General features: G+C 34.7%; 12 protein-coding genes. 11 read left to right on the top strand and 1 reads right to left on the bottom strand.

Annotation, left to right across the window (positions count from 1 at the left end):
- Positions 1-108 precede the first annotated feature (108 nt).
- Positions 109-939: a helix-turn-helix domain-containing protein gene (locus MYRA21_RS16610; RefSeq protein ID WP_039329944.1), complete on the top strand. Its 831-nt coding sequence runs from the start codon at positions 109-111 to the stop codon at positions 937-939.
- Between the two features lie 71 nt (positions 940-1,010).
- On the top strand, positions 1,011-1,763 hold the full coding sequence (locus MYRA21_RS16605; protein WP_006263970.1) for an MBL fold metallo-hydrolase: 753 nt from the start codon (positions 1,011-1,013) through the stop codon (positions 1,761-1,763).
- A 58-nt stretch (positions 1,764-1,821) separates the two neighbouring features.
- Here the strand turns inward: MYRA21_RS16605 and MYRA21_RS16600 are convergent, their stop codons facing one another.
- Positions 1,822-2,760, bottom strand: a complete 939-nt coding sequence (locus tag MYRA21_RS16600; protein ID WP_039329942.1) for a Dyp-type peroxidase — start codon at positions 2,758-2,760, stop codon at positions 1,822-1,824.
- Between the two features lie 862 nt (positions 2,761-3,622).
- Between MYRA21_RS16600 and MYRA21_RS16595 the strand changes: the two genes are divergently transcribed.
- The 9 genes from MYRA21_RS16595 (at position 3,623) to MYRA21_RS16555 (ending at position 21,947) form a co-directional block, all read left to right on the top strand.
- A complete protein-coding gene (locus MYRA21_RS16595) occupies positions 3,623-4,129 on the top strand; it encodes a hypothetical protein (RefSeq protein ID WP_235279986.1) in 507 nt (168 codons plus the stop codon).
- A 155-nt stretch (positions 4,130-4,284) separates the two neighbouring features.
- Positions 4,285-5,379 (top strand): AraC family transcriptional regulator, encoded by a 1,095-nt coding sequence (locus MYRA21_RS16590; protein ID WP_039329940.1) that lies wholly within the window; start codon positions 4,285-4,287, stop codon positions 5,377-5,379.
- A gap of 823 nt (positions 5,380-6,202) precedes the next feature.
- The gene (locus MYRA21_RS16585; RefSeq protein WP_235279984.1) at positions 6,203-7,036 is read left to right on the top strand and encodes an AraC family transcriptional regulator; all 834 of its coding nucleotides are present in this window, start codon (positions 6,203-6,205) and stop codon (positions 7,034-7,036) included.
- 440 nt (positions 7,037-7,476) lie between these two features.
- Entirely contained in the window at positions 7,477-8,364 is an 888-nt protein-coding gene (locus MYRA21_RS16580) for a helix-turn-helix domain-containing protein (protein WP_235279982.1), read from the top strand.
- Positions 8,365-9,254: 890 nt separating this feature from the next.
- Positions 9,255-15,572 (top strand): hypothetical protein, encoded by a 6,318-nt coding sequence (locus tag MYRA21_RS16575; protein WP_039329934.1) that lies wholly within the window; start codon positions 9,255-9,257, stop codon positions 15,570-15,572.
- 97 nt (positions 15,573-15,669) lie between these two features.
- Entirely contained in the window at positions 15,670-17,736 is a 2,067-nt protein-coding gene (locus MYRA21_RS16570; protein WP_039329933.1) for a hypothetical protein, read from the top strand.
- Position 17,737: 1 nt separating this feature from the next.
- Positions 17,738-19,018, top strand: a complete 1,281-nt coding sequence (locus tag MYRA21_RS16565; RefSeq protein ID WP_039329931.1) for a gliding motility-associated C-terminal domain-containing protein — start codon at positions 17,738-17,740, stop codon at positions 19,016-19,018.
- 8 nt (positions 19,019-19,026) lie between these two features.
- Positions 19,027-19,959: a type IX secretion system membrane protein PorP/SprF gene (locus MYRA21_RS16560; RefSeq protein WP_039329928.1), complete on the top strand. Its 933-nt coding sequence runs from the start codon at positions 19,027-19,029 to the stop codon at positions 19,957-19,959.
- A gap of 29 nt (positions 19,960-19,988) precedes the next feature.
- On the top strand, positions 19,989-21,947 hold the full coding sequence (locus tag MYRA21_RS16555; RefSeq protein WP_039329926.1) for an OmpA family protein: 1,959 nt from the start codon (positions 19,989-19,991) through the stop codon (positions 21,945-21,947).
- Positions 21,948-22,088: the final 141 nt, after the last annotated feature.

Here is a 22,088-nt window from a genome sequence, read left to right as displayed (position 1 = left end):
GCAATGAGACAGCCCCTTGTTGTTTGAAAAAGGGCGTTTTTTGATTGTAGAAACGCCAGATTAATATTATTTTTAGTAGTTTAATTGATTGAATAGGATTTATAAGATATGAATGTAAAGTACTGTTTGCCTCAAAAAGAGCTAAGAAGTATCGTAAGTAGATTCTGGCATGGAGAAGTAGATTTAAAAGAAGGGAAAGGGCTGTATCGCATAATCGCTTCTGGTAATACAGGGATTATTATACAGCTGTTTCAGAATCAATCAGTATTGTACAATAAGGAAAATCAAAAGGCTTTGCCTAAGTCTTTTATCTATGGACAGAAGAGTGATAGTCCTTGTCTTAATTACTTTGCTCATAAAGCTACTGTACTAGGAGTAGACTTGCATCCTACTGCTTTTAAAAAAATATTCGGTCTGCATGCTACAGAATTGACAAATACGCTAGCAGATGCAGAAGATCTCTTACCAAGTGAAGTGTGTAGACAACTTTATGAAAGTACATCTACCCAAGAGGCAATTAAAATATTAGAAAATCACTTCTTAAGATATGCTATAACATCTTCTAATCAAGAGATAGAGTACAGCATACAAAAGCTAAATAAGATTTGTGAATTAGCTAATACAACGAGCCTAGCAGAAGAAGTGAATATGTCTAGGAGAAGTTTTCAGAGAAAGTTCAAAGAAGTAGTAGGTATAGATGCTTATACTTATAGTAGAATCATGCGATTTCAAAAAGCATTACACTTTATGCAAAATAGTGAGGCTACCTCATTAACTCAGGTAGCGTATAAGGTAGGCTATGCGGATCAATCTCACTTCGGGAGAGAGTTTCGGGTATTTGTAGGAGATTCACCTAAAGCATTTCTTCAAAATAGTTATTTTATGGATACTCCACAGATAGATATTTCTATACCCTTTAGAATAATTGGCTTAGAATAAATTGGCGTTATCATTCTATTTTTTGACTTGAAATAAGTTGAATTTTGTTCAATTAAATTTAGAAAAATAGTATGATCAACGTATATCACTTGAACGCTGTAGAGATTAATGCTCCAACAGGAGATAGAGCCATTGGGCACTGTACAGTTTTAGAAATAGAAAATAAATTAGTTTTAATAGATGCAGGAATAGGCATGCAGGACAACGATCCTGTGCAATCTAGATTCTCACCCGAATTAGTAACAGCTGTTGGGCTTCGATTAGATCCTTCTATGGCCATATATGAGCAGTTAAAACAACGAGGTCTAGACCCTAGAAAGGTAACAGATGTGGTAGTATCTCATCTAGACTGTGATCACATCTCGGGTATTGTAGATTTTCCGAACGCTTCTATACATGTTGGCTCTGAAGAGTATCATAATTACCAATCTGACAATCCTCGATATGTAAAGACGCTCTTACTCCATCAACCTATTATAATACAGTATAGGACTACAGTAGAACAATGGAGAGGATTAGAAGTAAGAAGAGTACAGATAGAAGGTGTAGAATTGTATTTGACTCCATTGTTTGGACATACTTTAGGACATTGTGGTATTATTTATCAAGTAGAGGAGAAGTGGTATTTTTATATAGGGGATGCTTATTATTTAAGAGAAGAACTCAGTAATTCTAATCATCCTGTACACCAATTGACAGAGGCGAGAGCAGATAACAATAGACTGCGATTAGAGTCATTAGAGCGTATAAAGGAGTTTATAAGTCAGTATCCAGAAGTAGTGGTGTATGGCTATCACGATATAAAAGAGTTTTTAGAAGTATAGTATATAAAAAAGCACCTTAATAGTTATACTGAGGTGCTTTTGATTTTATAAAGTAGTGTTATTCTGCAGAATAATCATCTAAAATGTCTAAAGAAGGCACGAAGAATAACGTTCCTGATATGGCTTTACTAAAGTCTAATATTCTATCGTAGTTACCTGCTGGTTCTCCAATAAACATATTTTTAAGCATTTTTTCTGTGGTGCTGAAGGTAGAGGCATAAGAGATAAAATAAGTTCCTGCTTGTCCTTTAGAAGGATTAGCATAAGGCATATTCGCTCTAATGATCTTTAGTTCATTACCGTCTTCATCTTCTATGGCTGTAAGGGCAGTATGTGAGTTGGCAGGTTTTTTATCTTCTTCCATCTCTATATCTGTAGCTTTATATCTACCGATGACTTTCTCTTGTTCTTCTGTAGATAAATTGTCCCAATCTTTCATAAAGTGAATATACTTTTGGACGAATAAGTAACTACCTCCTTTGTATTGAGGATCTTCGTTTCCTACGATTCCGAAGTAATCTCTGTCTTCTCCGATAGGGTTTTCAGTACCATCTACAAAACCTATGATTGCACGACCATCCCAATATTTAAACCCTTGTACTTCATCTATACAGTCTGCTACAGGCAGTAGGACTTTAGATATCGCCATGGCCATATCATAGCAGATAGCAGGATTAATAGCGCTCAATTGTAGGTGTAAGTCTGCATCTGTAGATACAGCAGTATGTTTATCTCCTTTGATTTCTTCAAAAACTTTTAATTCTTTTGGTAGAGGAGTAGGTAAGTCTAACTTTGACCAAGCGTTGTGGCTTACTCCTAAGATACAACTAGTAGGACCAGCGTTTACTCTAACTTTAAATGAATTGTTTAGGTTATTGACTAGACCACATAAAGCCTCAAAAGCTTGTTTTATTTCAGCTCCTTCTTTAAACTTCCAAACTGAAAAAATAGTATTGTTATTTGGATAATCTGTCACATTTTGTGCTTTCTGACTCATTTGTCTTTTATTTTAAAGATTAAACTAAGTTTGTTTTATAAAGATATTTAAAATTTTTAGCAATAGGTTAAGGATAGGGGCGGTATTTAAAAAGGTTTTAAATGAGGGGCTATTTCTGTATTAGTGATATGATAAGGACAAGTTAAAAGGTTAGTTTATTTATCGGGTTCTAGTAGATACAAGAAAGCTAGTGAAGTATGAATATTGTTTTATGGATTTGTCGAAAGCTTTTTACCTCAGTATTGTTTTATCCTCTTTTATTTTTAATAGCAGTACTGTGTGCTCTTTTTTTCTTTTTAGAAGTTCTTCCTTGGTTATCTTGCTATGTTTTGGTCTCTTTTGTTTTATTTTCTATTTGGAGTAAGTTGGATTAGAAATTAAGAGAGTAGGTTCACCAATAGGAAGGCTTAAAACAGTTGTTTTTATAGTTCCTTAATCCCTCTGATCCCTTGTCAAACCTAGAAAAACGCCTTTAAAGTTGGTACATATTGCGAATATTTATTATCACATATGTTAAAAAAATATTTTAACATTTCTGTACGCTTTGGTGCTTAGTTGTTTTTATTTTGAATAATAGTTTTCTATTTACTCCTCTTTATACATATTCTTTATAATATTCTCTGAAAAGATAGAGTATATCACGGATTGTTGCAGTGTGTGAACTATTGGTGTATGTGACTTTTTTGTACCTTCTCCTCACGATATGATAAATTATAAGGTTTTTAAAAATGTCTTTTTTAACAACAATAGCTATATGAGACAGGGGGAATTCAAAAAAAGAGTCAACAAAAATAGTCCTGTAAAGCTGTTTTTCTTTCTTCTAACTGTCTTTCTTCTTTTGTGCATTCCTTTTTACAAGGAGATGCTTTTAGAAGTATCGTTTAACTTTTTTCCTTTAGTAGCTAATATTGTTTTACTTTCTTTATTGCCTTTCTTCTCCTATTCTTTGATAAAAAGAGAAGCGTATAAACTAATCGTCGTAGGGATTGTTTTTCTGATTGTAAATCTAGTAGAGCACAGCTTTAATTTATTAGAGATATCCTTGTTCAACCTTTATTGTGTGATGTATATTTTGTTCTTTTATTGTTATGCTAAAAAAATTACGATAAAGAATAGATTTCAAAAAGGATATACGTGCTTTATTAATTATTTTCTCATATTTTATGTTGTACTTCTGAACGTTGGAATCGTTTTTGATAAATTCTATCACAGTATACATGCCGAGCAAATTATGTACTTTAATATAGGTATTAAGTTGATTATCTTATTTATTAGTATGCTTACTTTGTGTGCATATCTGGTAACTGTAATAGTGAAGAATAAAAAGTATTCTGTGATACAATTAAAAGAGTATCTGAATTTTAAATAAACAGATGTCATATATGTAGATCATAAGCTAAATAAAAATAGTTGTGTTTCAATTCATAATGGAACGAGAAAGACAAATTTTAGAAGATAACCATTAGGTTTAATATCTAGTTGAACTATACATAAATGATATAAGCTCCCCCAAGCGTTTAAATTATGATTTTATTATTCTTAATAGTATTACTTTTTGTTAGTTATGTCCTTGTATTTAGTCATAATATGTCTAAAGAGATTGGCGATAAAAAGGTGTTTTATCTCTCTTGTATTCTTGTAGTATTAGCATTTTTAGTTGACTTTATTAAGCGAGATAAAATTGCTTTAGACTTCTCTTTAGGAGCTTTTTTAGGTTTGACTATAGGTCCATTATTACTGTTGTTATTAAAGGATAAGGAGAGTAAGATTTATTACCATTTTCTTCCTCTTATTATCTTTTCAGCAATAGATATTTTGAGTTTCTTTTTTGTGCCTTCTTTTTATTTGTGGTATTTGCCATTTGTAGATGATATTCTCTTTGCAACAGTAGCACTAAGCTGTATAATCTATGGAAGTTATGGCTATCTCTACGCAGTTCAAGAAGAACTCAGTTTTGAACATAATAGCATTGTTGTTTCTTATATCGTATTAGTCTTTAGTTGTGCTTTCTTTTTTGGATTACTCTTCTTTAAATCTCCTAAAGCATTAGATACAGATTATGTGTATATGATATATTGTTTCTTTTTGATAGGAGTAGCTTTGTTGACAGAACTCAACGTTGCTCTAAGCTGTAGAAAACAAAAAACAGATTCTAGTGTCTTAGATCAAGCGGAGTATCTTATAAAAGGGGAGGGGAAGCAAGTAGTCTGGTCAGAATTCTTACAGGAGTTACCCGATGAGTATAGAGAGAATAAAAAAGAAGTAGAGTACATAGAGAAGCAAGAACAAATAGACATTATTCGTCAGAAGCTGTCTGAAGACCTGATAGAATCCAAACTTTATTTAGAGCCTAATCTAACCATCGATCAAGTAGCGACTGTCATTCGTATAAGTAAAAAAGAATTGGTATTGTATTTTAAAAATGGGCATTCAGCTAATTTTAGACAGTATATTAATCGATTAAAAGTAGAATATGCAGTTAGTTTGATTCAAGAAAAAAATAAGGATATCACGGTAGAAGAACTGGCATTTTATTGTGGGTTTAATACTCGATTATCTTTTTATAGAGCCTTTGTTCAGTGGTATGGTTTTCCTCCTTCAGCTTTATTAGATAAATAAAAATAGTCAGTTTTTTGTAACTACAGCGGTATTTCCTATAAAGTACCGCTTTTCTTTTTTAGAGGTGTATTTAGAGGTTTTGAAAGAAAAGTAGTAAACCATACTTTAATTTACCAATATCTACCTTTAGACTTGTTCTATTATACAGAAAGTTAAATAATAATGTGTTTAGTTGTTAAAAAAGTAAACTATATAAACGGATGCTGTACTTTTTTAACGTTTGATATTCTTAAAGTATGTACCATTAGGCTTTAGATGAGGAGAGAGAGCCTGTTTTGATACATAGAATTAACATAAGGCTTCTAGTTTTGTTTTTCAAGTTTAAGTATATAAGCACTCTTCAAATCCTATTTATTTAACTATCCATTTTTGTTAAATGTAGTATGTGTTACTCTTTTGGATAGCTTTTGGACTAATAAAAATATTACAAATTTTTTATTGTGTCTATCAAAGTGATCAAAAAAATGAGGGTTTTTTCTTTTAAAAAGATTTTATGTACAGAGTTTAATTGTTTCCCTATTTACAATTTATTATGGTTCTATTATTTTTGATTCTCCTTTTTTTTGTTAGTTATGTTGTACTTTTTAGTTTTAATAAATCAAAACGCAATATAGATAAGAAGATTTTTTTTCTATGTTGTATTTTAGTTCTATCTTCTTTTCTAGTGTATCTGATAAAGAGAGATAAAGGTGTTTTTGACTTTCACTTAAGTGCTTATTTTGCTTTAACGATAGGTCCTTTGTTGTTTTTGCTATTATATAATTTCTCTATTAAGATATTATGGCATTTATTACCTTTTCTAGTTTTTCCAATATTTTATTTGTTGTCGAAGTTATTTTTACCTAACTCCGAATATTTACTTTCCTTAGATAGAATACTTTATGTGCTGATAGCAGGAAGTTGTTTGTTATATGGAAGTTATGGCTATTTATACATGATAAAACATGAGTTAGAGTTTAAAAAGAATAGCGTGGTTGTGAGTTATATTTTATTAGTTTTAAGTTGCTCTTTCTTCTACGGCGTGTTGACATTTAAGCCTATAGGAGTTTTTGATGTTGATTATATTTATATCTTCTATTGTCTTCTTTTTATTATTGTTGCTTTTTTAGATGCGATAAATAGTTATGTAATTAAGCATTGCAAAGGAAGATTAAAGATAAAAAGTGAAGCAATACAGCTATTAATAGGAGAGTCAGAAGAATCAAACTTAGCAAGCCAACCAGAGCTTGACGAGTCGGAAGTGGTTATAGAATGTAAGGGAAAAGAGGTAGTGGAGGTTTGTTTGGATACAAAGCAACTGCAATTAACTTTGGAGAAAGAACAGCGCATGATGGTTATTCGTCAGAAATTGTTTGAACAACTAATTGAAAGTAAGCTTTATCTGAATGTAGATTTAACCTTGCAAAAGCTTTCTGAAGTAATAGAAATAGATAAGAAGGAATTGTCAGAATATTTTAGAGAATCTAATTCTATAAGCTTTAGACAATATATAAACCGGCTAAGGGTAGAGTATGCAGTGGGATTAATTAAAGAAAAAAATAAGGATGTGACAGTAGAGGAGTTAACTAGTTTTTGTGGATTTAATACCAGATTGTCTTTCTATCGTGCATTTGTACAGGTGTATGGTTTTCCTCCTTCTGCTTTATTGAGTAAGTAATAAAGATCCTAGACAGTTTTTTTTAGAAGTACAGCTTCTGAAATACTAAATAGCTTTGGATTTTAAAAGATAATATATGTTAAAATAAAAGATTAACATATGTGTTTTTAATATTAATTTTTTAGTTTAATAGTTAAGTAATATCCTTTTTTTTGTTTATAAATATATTTATATGTTATTTATTAACTTTTTTATTTGTTCTTTGTTTTTGATTTGTGCTGAATGACTGTTCGCGTAAAGTGACTTTTTGATAATTTTAAGTCTTAAGTTGTACAAGTGTTTATTTAATGTGAATTATTATATTAAAAAATATATACGTAATGCGACTTATGTTTGTAAATAAAATAGTTAAGAAATGTTTATCAGAGTACATACTTTATGTACTATTACTGGTTTTTATTACTTTCTGTTTAGTATTCTGTACAAGTACGGTAGGATGCATGGAGTTTAATATTTTTCCTTGGGTGGGTAGTATTATCTTAATTTCTCTTATTCCTATAGCCAATAATAGAATGGTATTGTCAGAGCTATACAGTATTTTAATGTTGGGAATAGCTGTTATTATTATACATACATTTTTTCATTTACAGATTTGGTTAGAAGATTCATTGTTTAACTTTTTTAGCATTATGTATCTCTTGTTTTATTTTACTCGCATTAGTAGAGTTAAAATTGAAGATAAAGTACATCGAGGATATATTCATTTTATTAATTTCTTTTTGTTGTTTGATTTCATACTTTTTAATGTAGATTCTTTATTAGGTTTGCTATTCAGTGAGACTATAGCCTTACATATAAAGTATATAGATATAGGAATAGATATTGTTATTCTGTTTATTTCTTGTATTACTCTGTTTACTTTAATAATTAATAAACTAATATTGAAAAAAGAGTTATTTAGTTATAAAATATCGAGTAAAACGGATCTAGCTGTAGAAGAAGTAAAAGATCAAATAATTACTAGCCAACCAATAGTGACATTTACAGAGGAGGAAGTATTAATTGCAAAAAAGATTGCTATTTTTTTTGAACAAGACTTATCCTATTTAGAAAATGATTTTTCTTTGAGCAGATTATGCGAATTGATAATTGAGGATAATAGAAGTACGGTTAGTAGGGTAATTAATGACTGTTTAAATACAACATTTTATAAATTAGTAGGTAAATATAGGGTTAACCATGCCCTTAGATTATTAGAGAGAAAGGAAAATTGGACACTAGATGTAGTAGCAAATAGTTGTGGTTTTAAATCTGTAAATACTTTTAAAAAGCATTTTGTTGATTGTGTTGGAATAACACCTAATGAATATAGAATGGTTGGTTTTTAGATGATTTTTTTTTCTGGTAATGCTAGAGCATAATTACATATCTCCATATAGCTTAGTTATAAAGTAACTCTGTAAGTTTAGTTTAGGGGAGATTTATCCTTGTTTTAAAAGTAGATCTTAATTGTATAAGTGACAAACGGCTATCAATTTTTAATTGGTAGCCGTTTTTTTGTATAATCTATTTTCACATTGGAATAACACAAAAAAAAACTAATGAATTGACTCGTGCTAAAAAGATTTGTTCGGGAAAAAAGGGTATTTGTTCGGAAAAACAGGGTGTTTTCCGAAGAGTTTCCGAACAAGCCCCGAACAAAACTTTTTTTATCAGAAAGTTTCTAGCTTTTTTATAACTAAGCTTTTGTCTTAGTAGGAAGAATTATTTAATAGAATAGAGAAATATGTGACCTATTATCCTTGTCTTTTATTTTGAGAAAATAATATTATCACCAAATATTGGAACTGTCTTTTTTACAAGTAAAAGCAAACTTTTTTGATTATCCCTATCCTATTGTTAGCCTCTGTTTTTGTACTAATCAGCTTTATTAATTAAGTAAAAGAGTGCCATTTTCATGCAAAATTAAAAGGTAAAAGAGGAGTAGTGGTTAAATAGAGCTGACCTAATATTTTAAAACTAGTTTTGTATTTACTTTGTTGATTTGTAATATGTTGTGTTTTTGTTTCATTCGTTAAACTACGTATCAATACGTTTCATTTAATCATTTTATTCGATTTCTGATACAATTATTAACAATTGGTGCAAATATATTTGCTTGTCAATAATTTCTGAACAGGGAGTTAATTGTATTTCTATTCTTTAGTACTGTTTACGGAATAGGATGTAGTATTATAAATCAAGTATTGTTAGGTTAAAATAAATTGTAGAGAAATATATGAAAAAAAGAGTACTATCTGTAGCTGCTTTATTAGTAAGTAGTTTTGCTGCTAATGCACAAGTAGGGATTGGAACTTTAACTCCAAACAAATCGGCAGAGTTAACTATTGAATCAACCAATAGGGGGTTGTTGATTCCACGTATTGCATTAAAGGACAGTAAAGATGTTGTCACAATTAGCGAATTTCCTAAAAATGGAATTAATAGCATGCTTGTGTACAATACTGCTACTGTTAAGAATGATTTGAAACCAGGATATTATTATTGGTATATCGATAAGTGGAATCGATTAACTACTGTTAAGGATATTCCTGATGCTGTAATTAATAATTACCAAGAGATTTTCAATAATAAAAATATTGTTGAAGAGATTACTAATATTGTTAATACAACTAAAGGTAATGTTGTTTATGAAGGTGATAAATTATACTACATAAGCGATAATGGTGAAAAAGTAGAAATAAAAGAGAAAGTTACTAAGATAGAGTATGATGAAACTTCTGGAGATTATATTTTTTATAACGAGGATGCAATTGACAGAAAAGGAAATCCTATTCTAAACAAAGGGTATAGAATTAAACTTCCTAAGAGTGTAATTAAAAACTTCAAGGAGATTATTAACAATGAAATAGTTAAGAAAGAATTGTATGAAGTAATTAACAACAGCTATGTAGGAGGTAATGTTTATTATGATGGAAACTCATTTACTTATGTAACCAAAGAAGGAGACATAAAGAATATCACGTTTAACGATATCGTTAAAGGAAATGAAACGGTTACTACATTGGTAGACAATGGTAATGGAACATTTACATATACAAATGAAAACGGAGATGCTGTTACTATTGATTTAACAAAGGGACCTAAAGGAGATAAAGGAGCAGATGGGAAGTCTGCTTTAGAAATTTGGCAAAGTTTACCTGGTAATGATGGAAAGGATGGAGAAGCTTTTATAACTGCTATAAAAGGAGACAAGGGAGACAAAGGAGATACAGGCTTTAAATCAGAGTCACAACCAGGTCAGACAGGAGAACCAGGGAAACCAGGTGAAGCAGGAGGACCAGGCGAAGGCGTAACTATTGTACACAATGATTCAGGAGTATGGGTATATGATCCAACAACAAATACATGGACAAATATCTTAGGACCTAAAGGAGACAAAGGAGATACAGGCTTTAAATCAGAGTCACAACCAGGTCAGACAGGAGAACCAGGGAAACCAGGTGAAGCAGGAGGACCAGGCGAAGGCGTAACTATTGTACACAATGATTCAGGAGTATGGGTATATGATCCAACAACAAATACATGGACAAATATCTTAGGACCTAAAGGAGACAAAGGAGATACAGGCTTTAAATCAGAGTCACAACCAGGTCAGACAGGAGAACCAGGGAAACCAGGTGAAGCAGGAGGACCAGGTGAGGGCGTAACTATTGTACACAATGATTCAGGAGTATGGGTTTATGATCCAACAACAAATACATGGACAAATATCTTAGGACCTAAAGGAGACAAGGGAGACAAAGGAGATACAGGCTTTAAATCAGAGTCACAACCAGGTCAGACAGGAGAACCAGGGAAACCAGGTGAAGCAGGAGGACCAGGTGAGGGCGTAACTATTGTACACAATGATTCAGGAGTATGGGTATATGATCCAACAACAAATACATGGACAAATATCTTAGGACCTAAAGGAGACAAGGGAGACAAAGGAGATACAGGCTTTAAATCAGAGTCACAACCAGGTCAGACAGGAGAACCAGGGAAACCAGGTGAAGCAGGAGGACCAGGTGAGGGCGTAACTATTGTACACAATGATTCAGGAGTATGGGTATATGATCCAACAACAAATACATGGACAAATATCTTAGGACCTAAAGGAGACAAAGGAGATACAGGCTTTAAATCAGAGTCACAACCAGGTCAGACAGGAGAACCAGGGAAACCAGGTGAAGCAGGAGGACCAGGTGAGGGCGTAACTATTGTACACAATGATTCAGGAGTATGGGTATATGATCCAACAACAAATACATGGACAAATATCTTAGGACCTAAAGGAGACAAAGGAGATACAGGCTTTAAATCAGAGTCACAACCAGGTCAGACAGGAGAACCAGGGAAACCAGGTGAAGCAGGAGGACCAGGCGAAGGCGTAACTATTGTACACAATGATTCAGGAGTATGGGTATATGATCCAACAACAAATACATGGACAAATATCTTAGGACCTAAAGGAGACAAAGGAGATACAGGCTTTAAATCAGAATCACAACCAGGTCAGACAGGAGAACCAGGGAAACCAGGTGAAGCAGGAGGACCAGGTGAGGGCGTAACTATTGTACACAATGATTCAGGAGTATGGGTATATGATCCAACAACAAATACATGGACAAATATCTTAGGACCTAAAGGAGACAAAGGAGATACAGGCTTTAAATCAGAGTCACAACCAGGTCAGACAGGAGAACCAGGGAAACCAGGTGAAGCAGGAGGACCAGGCGAAGGCGTAACTATTGTACACAATGATTCAGGAGTATGGGTTTATGATCCAACAACAAATACATGGACAAATATCTTAGGACCTAAAGGAGACAAGGGAGACAAAGGAGATACAGGCTTTAAATCAGAGTCACAACCAGGTCAGACAGGAGAACCAGGGAAACCAGGTGAAGCAGGAGGACCAGGTGAGGGCGTAACTATTGTACACAATGATTCAGGAGTATGGGTTTATGATCCAACAACAAATACATGGACAAATATCTTAGGACCTAAAGGAGACAAAGGAGATACAGGCTTTAAATCAGAGTCACAACCAGGTCAGACAGGAGAACCAGGGAAACCAGGTGAAGCAGGAGGACCAGGTGAGGGCGTAACTATTGTACACAATGATTCAGGAGTATGGGTTTATGATCCAACAACAAATACATGGACAAATATCTTAGGACCTAAAGGAGACAAGGGAGACAAAGGAGATACAGGCTTTAAATCAGAGTCACAACCAGGTCAGACAGGAGAACCAGGGAAACCAGGTGAAGCAGGAGGACCAGGTGAGGGCGTAACTATTGTACACAATGATTCAGGAGTATGGGTATATGATCCAACAACAAATACATGGACAAATATCTTAGGACCTAAAGGAGACAAGGGAGACAAAGGAGATACAGGCTTTAAATCAGAGTCACAACCAGGTCAGACAGGAGAACCAGGGAAACCAGGTGAAGCAGGAGGACCAGGCGAGGGCGTAACTATTGTACACAATGATTCAGGAGTATGGGTATATGATCCAACAACAAATACATGGACAAATATCTTAGGACCTAAAGGAGACAAAGGAGATACAGGCTTTAAATCAGAATCACAACCAGGTCAGACAGGAGAACCAGGGAAACCAGGTGAAGCAGGAGGACCAGGTGAGGGCGTAACTATTGTACACAATGATTCAGGAGTATGGGTATATGATCCAACAACAAATACATGGACAAATATCTTAGGACCTAAAGGAGACAAGGGAGACAAAGGAGATACAGGCTTTAAATCAGAGTCACAACCAGGTCAGACAGGAGAACCAGGGAAACCAGGTGAAGCAGGAGGACCAGGTGAGGGCGTAACTATTGTACACAATGATTCAGGAGTATGGGTATATGATCCAACAACAAATACATGGACAAATATCTTAGGACCTAAAGGAGACAAGGGAGACAAAGGAGATACAGGCTTTAAATCAGAGTCACAACCAGGTCAGACAGGAGAACCAGGGAAACCAGGTGAAGCAGGAGGACCAGGTGAGGGCGTAACTATTGTACACAATGATTCAGGAGTATGGGTATATGATCCAACAACAAATACATGGACAAATATCTTAGGACCTAAAGGAGACAAAGGAGATACAGGCTTTAAATCAGAGTCACAACCAGGTCAGACAGGAGAACCAGGGAAACCAGGTGAAGCAGGAGGACCAGGTGAGGGCGTAACTATTGTACACAATGATTCAGGAGTATGGGTATATGATCCAACAACAAATACATGGACAAATATCTTAGGACCTAAAGGAGACAAAGGAGATACAGGCTTTAAATCAGAGTCACAACCAGGTCAGACAGGAGAACCAGGGAAACCAGGTGAAGCAGGAGGACCAGGTGAGGGCGTAACTATTGTACACAATGATTCAGGAGTATGGGTTTATGATCCAACAACAAATACATGGACAAATATCTTAGGACCTAAAGGAGACAAGGGAGACAAAGGAGATACAGGCTTTAAATCAGAGTCACAACCAGGTCAGACAGGAGAACCAGGGAAACCAGGTGAAGCAGGAGGACCAGGTGAGGGCGTAACTATTGTACACAATGATTCAGGAGTATGGGTATATGATCCAACAACAAATACATGGACAAATATCTTAGGACCTAAAGGAGACAAAGGAGATACAGGCTTTAAATCAGAGTCACAACCAGGTCAGACAGGAGAACCAGGGAAACCAGGTGAAGCAGGAGGACCAGGTGAGGGCGTAACTATTGTACACAATGATTCAGGAGTATGGGTATATGATCCAACAACAAATACATGGACAAATATCTTAGGACCTAAAGGAGACAAAGGAGATACAGGCTTTAAATCAGAGTCACAACCAGGTCAGACAGGAGAACCAGGGAAACCAGGTGAAGCAGGAGGACCAGGTGAGGGCGTAACTATTGTACACAATGATTCAGGAGTATGGGTATATGATCCAACAACAAATACATGGACAAATATCTTAGGACCTAAAGGAGACAAGGGAGACAAAGGAGATACAGGCTTTAAATCAGAGTCACAACCAGGTCAGACAGGAGAACCAGGGAAACCAGGTGAAGCAGGAGGACCAGGTGAGGGCGTAACTATTGTACACAATGATTCAGGAGTATGGGTATATGATCCAACAACAAATACATGGACAAATATCTTAGGACCTAAAGGAGACAAAGGAGATACAGGCTTTAAATCAGAATCACAACCAGGTCAGACAGGAGAACCAGGGAAACCAGGTGAAGCAGGAGGACCAGGCGAAGGCGTAACTATTGTACACAATGATTCAGGAGTATGGGTATATGATCCAACAACAAATACATGGACAAATATCTTAGGACCTAAAGGAGACAAAGGAGATGAAGGAAAATCAGCATTAGAGATCTGGCAAAGTTTACCTGGAAATGATGGAAAAGATGGGGCAGACTTCATCGCATCAATCACAGGTAAAGATGGAAAAGACGGTATTGGTGGAAAAACTATACAAGGTCATGCTATTACAATTACTGGAGCAGGAACAGAAGGTAGCCCATATGTAGTAAATGCAGATGAATCTAAACTAATCTTAGTAGGGGATGTAACAGGACCAGCTAATGCGAATAAGTTAACTACATTAAAAGGAAAACCAGTTAATCAAACTCCACCTACAGCTAATGGTCAGGCGTTAGTGTATAATGGAACAGAATGGATAGCAGGAACACCTAGTATAGATGTAACGAATGTATCAAATGCTAAAGATCTTAAAGCAGCTGATACTAATCCAACGATAGAAGTTGTGACAGGAGGTACAAAAGCTGTACTAGTAGAGACAAGTCTTAGAGTAAAAGATGAGTCAATTACATCTGGTAAGATTAAAGACGGAACGATTCAACCTATTGATATGGCTGATGGTGGAAATAATCAGGTATTAGTAACTGATGCTACTGGAAAACCAAAATGGGAAGATAAATCTACTTTAGGTGTAACAGCAGATAATGGATTGACTAAAACAGGAAGTAATGTACAGTTAGGAGGTACTCTATTAAAGGCTACTGAGATTGTAACAACAAGCGCAAATACTTTAGCATTAACAGGATTAGATAAGAAAAATGTTCAGAATGAACAAACTCAACATCTAATGGCTGTTGATAATAATGGAGATATTATTAAAGGATTAAAAGCAGCCATGCCGAAGTTCTTCTATATGCCTTCTATTGTTATTCCTACTAGTCAAGAGCAATTAAATGCTCCTGGATCAGGTCATTTAGCAAGTGATACTTTTAGTGATACTACTTTACTTGGTAAGATTGATTTATATGGACGTTATACGATGCAGTTTGGAACTCCAAAAACGTCTAATATAGGTAAGAATACAACTTTACCAGTATTGCCAGCGTCTGAGTTGGATTACTATATAACATGGTATGATACTTCAGTATTTAAAGTTGTAACAGTAAGTGATAGTGGAATATTAAACTACGAATTACAACCAGGTGCAGACGTAACAGTAGGTACATTTATGAATATTGTATTCGCTGTAAGAAACGATAATTAATAAACTATTTTATCTAGGCTTGTCTTTTATTAGGCAAGTCTAGGTATATAGCTAAGTAATTGTAACGAAGAGTTACTTAATTAATAATGAAAAGTTTATGAATTATATAAGAAATATAAATAAATACCTATGTATCCTAGTATTTACATTAGTTAGTACGGTGGTAGGGTATGCACAATCTGTAAATGCAGGAGGAAATAGAACTATTTGTGGTACAGAGTATACTTTGCAAGGTAGTACAGATGCGGGAGATACTAACGGGATAACTTGGTCTATAGAAAGTAAACCGCCAGGGGCGACAGATCCAATAATTAGTAATCCAAGTATTTTAACTCCTACTGTTACTGGAATGAATAAACCTGGACCTTATGTTTTTAAATTAACGAAGGTTGGTACTAAAGCTGTTTCACATGTTACTATTACCTCTTCGGGGGATGTATCATCATTTAGTGCAGGGAGTGATATTTTAACTATTCCAGCATCTGTTGGGACAGTTAATTTGAATGGTGTAATACCTGAAGGTTTTACAGGAGTATGGTCGGCTGAGAATATTTATGAATGGATTAGATTTGGGCGTAAGAATTCAAATAATGCTACGTTTAGTGCTACAAATATTGCAAATCCAACATTTAGCTTAATAAAGAAAGCAAATCATGATGCTGATCCTGCGTATACTTTAACTTTAAAGATTACATCTACTTATAATCCTAATTGTTCGTATGAAAAGACTATTACAGTTAGGTTTATTCCTAATCCACAGATTAGTTTTAAAAGTTATGAATCTTGTGCAACAACGTTAACGAACAATCATGTTTATGTTAGATATCAAGATAGTTCTCCTCGCTTAGCAAGTTATTATAATGGAACTAATAATGGAACTACAGGGTATGATGGTTTAGGGACAACTATTACTTTAAATGTGATAAGTCAGCCAGTTGGAGGAAACCTTACCCTTCTTTATTTTGAAACTGATGACATACATTTTATAACTAATGCAGTTGGATTGTATACGTATACAATTACAGTAAGTAATTCGCAAGGAACCTTTACCACGCAGAATACAATTAATATAACTGGTGTAGAGGCTAACGTGATTAGTTTTATAGACCCCGCTTATCCAGAGCAACATATGGCCTATGCAGGGGGAGATTCTGGAGGAGAAGTTTTATGTGGCATGGTTGGAAAATCTACCCCTATTAATATTAATTACTCTTTAGGAGAAGGTGATGACCCTACAACAATAAATGCTACTGCAAGAGTTAATAGTAAGTATGTTCCAGCAGGATTAGTACCTACTATTGAAACATTTGGGGATGGATTAGCGAAAAGATATTTTAAAGTTACTCCACCTTTAGGGGGATGGAGAGTAGGAACATATCCTATATCAATAACCTATAATAAAGATGGTTCATGTGGAAAAAGTACAACTTATTATATTCATGTATCTGATGGGAATAGGATAGATCTTAAAATAAATGATGTGGTTGTGTGTTATCCTGGTTCAGGGGTAGTGGATGCTGTTGTTTCCTTACCCGCTGTTTTTCAAGAAATAATAGACCCAACATATATGATGGGATATTCTGGCAAGTATGAGATTTCTGTAGTTTCTAAACCTGTAGGGGCAAATACACCTACCTATGATTCTTATAATACTACCCGATCATTAAAAAGTACTCAAACAACTATTCATAATTTAAATATGCCAGGTGAGTATGTTTTTAAGGTTAAAGCAGAAGGATATATTGAATCTGTAGATTGGTTGTTGGCTGAGGATTATGCATGTTCAGGGGCTTCAAGAGAAACTACTTTTAAAGTTATAGTATCTGCACAAGTGGGGGCAAATGCTGGTAGTAATCAAGAAGATCTTTTCTGTAGAGCTAGAACAGTATTAGTAGGAAATGACCCAGGTGCAGGGCAAGGTAAATGGACTGTGGAGTCAGCACCAGCAGGTATGGTACCAACATTTAGTGATGATACTAATCCTAGAACTATTGTAGCAGGATTAGATGTAACAGGAATATATAAGTTTACATGGACGATAACAACAGGGGACTGTATATCAGCTAGTACAGTAGATGTAATTACTGATCAAGATAACTGTAAAAAACCTTTGATTATAACTAATCCAACCACTACTAGTAAAACAATAAAAAGAAAAAAGTAGTATGAAAAAGAAAATAATAATACTAGGTGGGCTTTTGATAAGCTTACCTAGTATCGCTCAAAAAGAGAAGAAAGATCAGGTTTTAGTTAACCAAGGAAAATTCTCTATTGCAGAGGGAGGATTATTATCTACTATTTATGACTTTACTAATACAGAAAAAGGAATAGTAGAGAATAACGGTTCAGCCTATTACTACAACAACTTTAAAAATGAAAACCTATATTATCACAAAGATAATGCTACAAAATCTGTAGCTGTCTTCACAAAATATGAAGATCAAAAAGGGCAACAGCTTATATCGGGAAGTAAACCTACTGACTTTTATAATGTAGTCTTAGATAATGCAGAGCCAGTTGTAGCTTTTGACCTTAAAAACGAAGCGAATGTACGCGGATCAGTAGATTTTAAAGACGGGATTATCAAAGTAGATTCTTTAAAAGGAATGCTGACGTTTCATCAAGGAGCCAAGGCTTTACACCCTAGTGATAAAAGTCATGCCGAAGGCTATGTAGAGAAAATAGGTAATGAGGAGTTTCAATATCCTAAAGGAGATAAGGGACTTTACCGATATGCTAGAATCACTGCGCCAAATAATGTAAAGGATGCTTATCAAGGAAAGTATAACTTAGATGATAAGAACTTCTTTAGATCACGTTCAGCGAAGACAGGAGTCATAGAACTTATAGATGAACGCGAGTACTGGACAGTAGATAAAGGAAGAGATAACAGCAAAGGAGACATCATGTTGACGCTGAGTTGGGATGAGCGTACTACTCCTAAAGAGTTATTAGTGAATCCAGAGAAAGAATTACACATCGTACGATGGGATGCTAAACAGCAACTTTGGGTAGACGAAGGAGGAGTAGTGGATGTGGAGAAAAAAGAGATCACAACACCTACTAGTGTGAAGGGCTACGGATTCTTTACGTTAGCGACTGTTAAGACAGACTTAATTTTAGATGGAGATATCGTTATTTACAATCTTGTGACGCCTGATGAAGACGGTAAGAATGATTACTTTATTATAGATAATATCAACAGATTCCCTAATAATACAGTAGAGATTTACAACCGTTGGGGAGTGAAAGTGTTTGATACACATAATTATGACAGTGCAGGTAATGTGTTTAGAGGATACTCTGATGGACGAGTGACCATTAGTAAAAATGAGAAACTACCAACAGGAGCATACTTTTATATTGTTACTTATGAGTATAAAGATAAGCATGGCTCTCGTATGATTAAGAAATCGGGTTATCTACAGTTAGAAAGTAATAAGTAAGAAGAGTTATGAGTATTCAGAAAAATATAAAGAAAATTGGAATCAGTCTATTGCTAATAGGCTGCTTCCAAACTATGCAAGCTCAGCAAGATCCACAGTATACCCAGTATATGTATAATACTAATATGATTAACCCAGCTTATGCAGGGAGTCGTGGAACACTTAATGTGTTTGGTATGTACAGAACACAGTGGGTAGGACTAGATGGAGCACCTAAGACAGCGAATGTGTCTGTGTCTACCCCTCTTGGAGAAAGTGGATTAGGACTAGGAGTGAACTTTACCAATGATCGCATTGGAGCAATGGACGAGAATAATATCTCTGTAGATTTAGCTTATGCTATTGACTTAAATGAGAATTACAAATTAGCATTCGGGTTAAAAGCGACTGCTAATCTATTAAGTGTTGATTATTCAAAGCTTAATATCCACAACCCAACAGATCCCGTGAGTCAAGAGAATCTAAACAACAAGTTTAATCCAAATATTGGAGCAGGACTTTATATGTATTCTGATAAAGCTTATGTTGGGTTATCAGTTCCGAACTTCTTAACTACGGATCGCTATGATGATAATGATATCACGACGATGCGTCAAAAGATGCACTTCTATTTAATGGGAGGATATGTATTTGATTTAAGTCAAGATATTTTATTTAAACCAGCAGCTTTAGTTAAGGCAGTAAGCGGAGCACCATTACAGGTTGATTTAACAGCTAACTTTTTATTCTATGATAAATTTACTTTAGGAGCAGCTTATCGATGGGATGCATCAGTGAGCGCTTTGGCAGGATTCCAAGTAAATGAAAATCTATTTGTAGGGTATTCTTATGACTTTGAGACTACTGCGCTTCAACGTTATAACTCAGGTTCACACGAGATCTTCTTAAGATTTGAACTATTTAATCGTCGTAGTACAATTAATGCACCGCGATTCTTCTAAGGAAAATTAGCTATAAAGAAAGAGAAACTATGAAAAAACAGCTATTAAAAATAAGCTTATTGACAATGTTGCTTTTCGTAGGTATTAGTACTTATGGACAGAAAGTGGCAGAGAAGAAAGCGAATAAGGAATATCAAACTCAGGCTTATGTAGATGCAATCAAGATTTATGAACGCATCGCAAACAAGGGATATACTAACGCAGATATGCTAAAGAAGCTAGCCGATGCTTATTATTTTAATGGAAAGTTACCTGAGGCTAATAAGTGGTATGAAACACTATTTGATGGAGAGTATGACGATAAAGGAAAAGAGCCAATTCCATCAGAATATTACTATCGTTATGCACAGACGCTTAAATCTGTTGAGAGTTATGACAAGTCTAAGCAAAAGATGGAAGAGTTTTCTAAATTAGAGGCAAACGATTCTAGAGCACAACTTTTTCAAGAAAATAAAGACTATTTGCAAAAGATAGAAGATAAGAAGGATGTATATGATCTTAAAGCTTTAGATATTAATACTACTTTTTCAGATTATGGAGCTACAATTTTAGGTAATGAGTTAATTTTTACATCAGCTCGTAATCAAGAAGTAGATAAGGCTATCCATGAGTGGACTAATGAGAGTTTTACAGCCTTGTACAGTAGTACGATTAACGTTGATGGGACTTTCTCAGAGCCTAAGCAGTTTGCTAAAGAGATAAGCTCTAGAGTAAATGATGCAACAGCTGTCTTTACAAAGGATGGTAATACGATGTACTTTACTAGAAATAACTCTAGTGAAAAAGGAAAGAGAAGAAACAATAAGGACAAATCATCTTTATTAAAAATATATAAAGCCACTAAAGGCGCGGATGGCTTGTGGGGACAAGTATTGGAACTTCCGTTTAACTCGGATTATTTCAATACAGCCCATCCTAGTTTGACACCAGATGGTAAGTGGCTTTATTTTTCTTCAGACAGAAAAGGAACATTAGGGCAATCAGATATCTTTAGAGTAGCTATTTATCCTACAGGAGAATATGGCAATGTAGAGAGTATCGGTGCTAAAGTAAATACAGCAGGTAGAGAAACCTTTCCATTTATATCAGAAGACAACTTCTTGTTTTTTGCATCAGATGGTCATCCTGGATTAGGAGGATTAGATATGTTTGTAGCTAAGATTAATGTAGATGGAAGCATTGGTCAAGTTGCTAATATGGGAACGCCAATTAACAGTCCATCTGATGATTTCGGTTTGTATATAGACAGCAAATCGCATAAAGGATTTGTAAGTTCTAATAGACCAGGGGCTAGTGGAGGAGATGATATCTATTTCTTTAAAGAAAAACCTTGTAAGCAAGCCCTTGAAGGAATAGTGTATGACAAGGTGACTAAAGAGCCATTAGTTAATGCTAGAGTAATTTTATCAGATGCTCTTTATCAGCAGACAGATACAATAATCACAGATGCAAAAGGATATTATCTGTCTAATTTATTAGATTGTGGAGGGAAATATCGTATTAAAGCTGAGAAAGAGGAGTATAATACAGTTGAAGTTGTATTTATCGTAGAACGTGAGCAAGGAGTAAAACGAGTAGATATCGGACTAGAGAAGACTTTAGAACCAGTGACAGTGAACGATGACTTATTTAAAAAGCTTAAGCTAAATCCTATTTACTTCGACTTTGACAAATCTAATATTCGCCCAGATGCAGCAGCAGAGCTAATCAAAGTAGTAGAAGTATTAAAAGAGTACCCTACTATGAAGATAGATGTTCGCTCACATACTGATAGTAGAGGAAACGATGATTATAACTTAAGATTGTCTGATCGCAGAGCGAAGTCTACAGTAGAGTGGATGGTGAATCAAGGCATTGAGAGAAGTAGAATTACAGGAGAAGGATATGGAGAAACTCAGTTACAGAATAAGTGTAGCAATGGAGTACCATGCAGCGTAGAGGAACATCAGTTAAACAGACGTAGCGAGTTTATCGTTATAGAGCTTTAAGTTAGCTCTTGTCTGTGATAACTATTATTAATAATAATGTTCAACAACAAAACATTTTTTTTTCGACCGATCCTCACTGTTGGATCTAAAACAACAGTATTAGCCTAAGAAGCTCCCTGAAAAGGGAGCTTTTTTAGTTTA

It is taken from the genome of Myroides sp. A21, from assembly GCF_000807225.1.
GTDB lineage: Bacteria > Bacteroidota > Bacteroidia > Flavobacteriales > Flavobacteriaceae > Flavobacterium > Flavobacterium odoratimimum.
Note: the sequence above shows the minus strand (reverse complement) of the source record. Positions and strands in the feature narration are given on the sequence as shown.

Excerpts from the sequence above, each read along its gene's own strand:
- MYRA21_RS16595 (WP_235279986.1), top strand. The coding sequence starts at position 3,623 with ATGCTTTTAGAAGTATCGTTTAACTTTTTTCCTTTAGTAGCTAATATT.
- MYRA21_RS16580 (WP_235279982.1), top strand. The coding sequence starts at position 7,477 with ATGGAGTTTAATATTTTTCCTTGGGTGGGTAGTATTATCTTAATTTCT.
- MYRA21_RS16570 (WP_039329933.1), top strand. The coding sequence starts at position 15,670 with ATGAATTATATAAGAAATATAAATAAATACCTATGTATCCTAGTATTT.
- MYRA21_RS16555 (WP_039329926.1), top strand. The coding sequence starts at position 19,989 with ATGAAAAAACAGCTATTAAAAATAAGCTTATTGACAATGTTGCTTTTC.
- MYRA21_RS16610 (WP_039329944.1), top strand. The coding sequence starts at position 109 with ATGAATGTAAAGTACTGTTTGCCTCAAAAAGAGCTAAGAAGTATCGTA.
- MYRA21_RS16605 (WP_006263970.1), top strand. The coding sequence starts at position 1,011 with ATGATCAACGTATATCACTTGAACGCTGTAGAGATTAATGCTCCAACA.
- MYRA21_RS16575 (WP_039329934.1), top strand. The coding sequence starts at position 9,255 with ATGAAAAAAAGAGTACTATCTGTAGCTGCTTTATTAGTAAGTAGTTTT.
- MYRA21_RS16590 (WP_039329940.1), top strand. The coding sequence starts at position 4,285 with ATGATTTTATTATTCTTAATAGTATTACTTTTTGTTAGTTATGTCCTT.
- MYRA21_RS16565 (WP_039329931.1), top strand. The coding sequence starts at position 17,738 with ATGAAAAAGAAAATAATAATACTAGGTGGGCTTTTGATAAGCTTACCT.
- MYRA21_RS16600 (WP_039329942.1), bottom strand. The coding sequence starts at position 2,760 with ATGAGTCAGAAAGCACAAAATGTGACAGATTATCCAAATAACAATACT.
- MYRA21_RS16560 (WP_039329928.1), top strand. The coding sequence starts at position 19,027 with ATGAGTATTCAGAAAAATATAAAGAAAATTGGAATCAGTCTATTGCTA.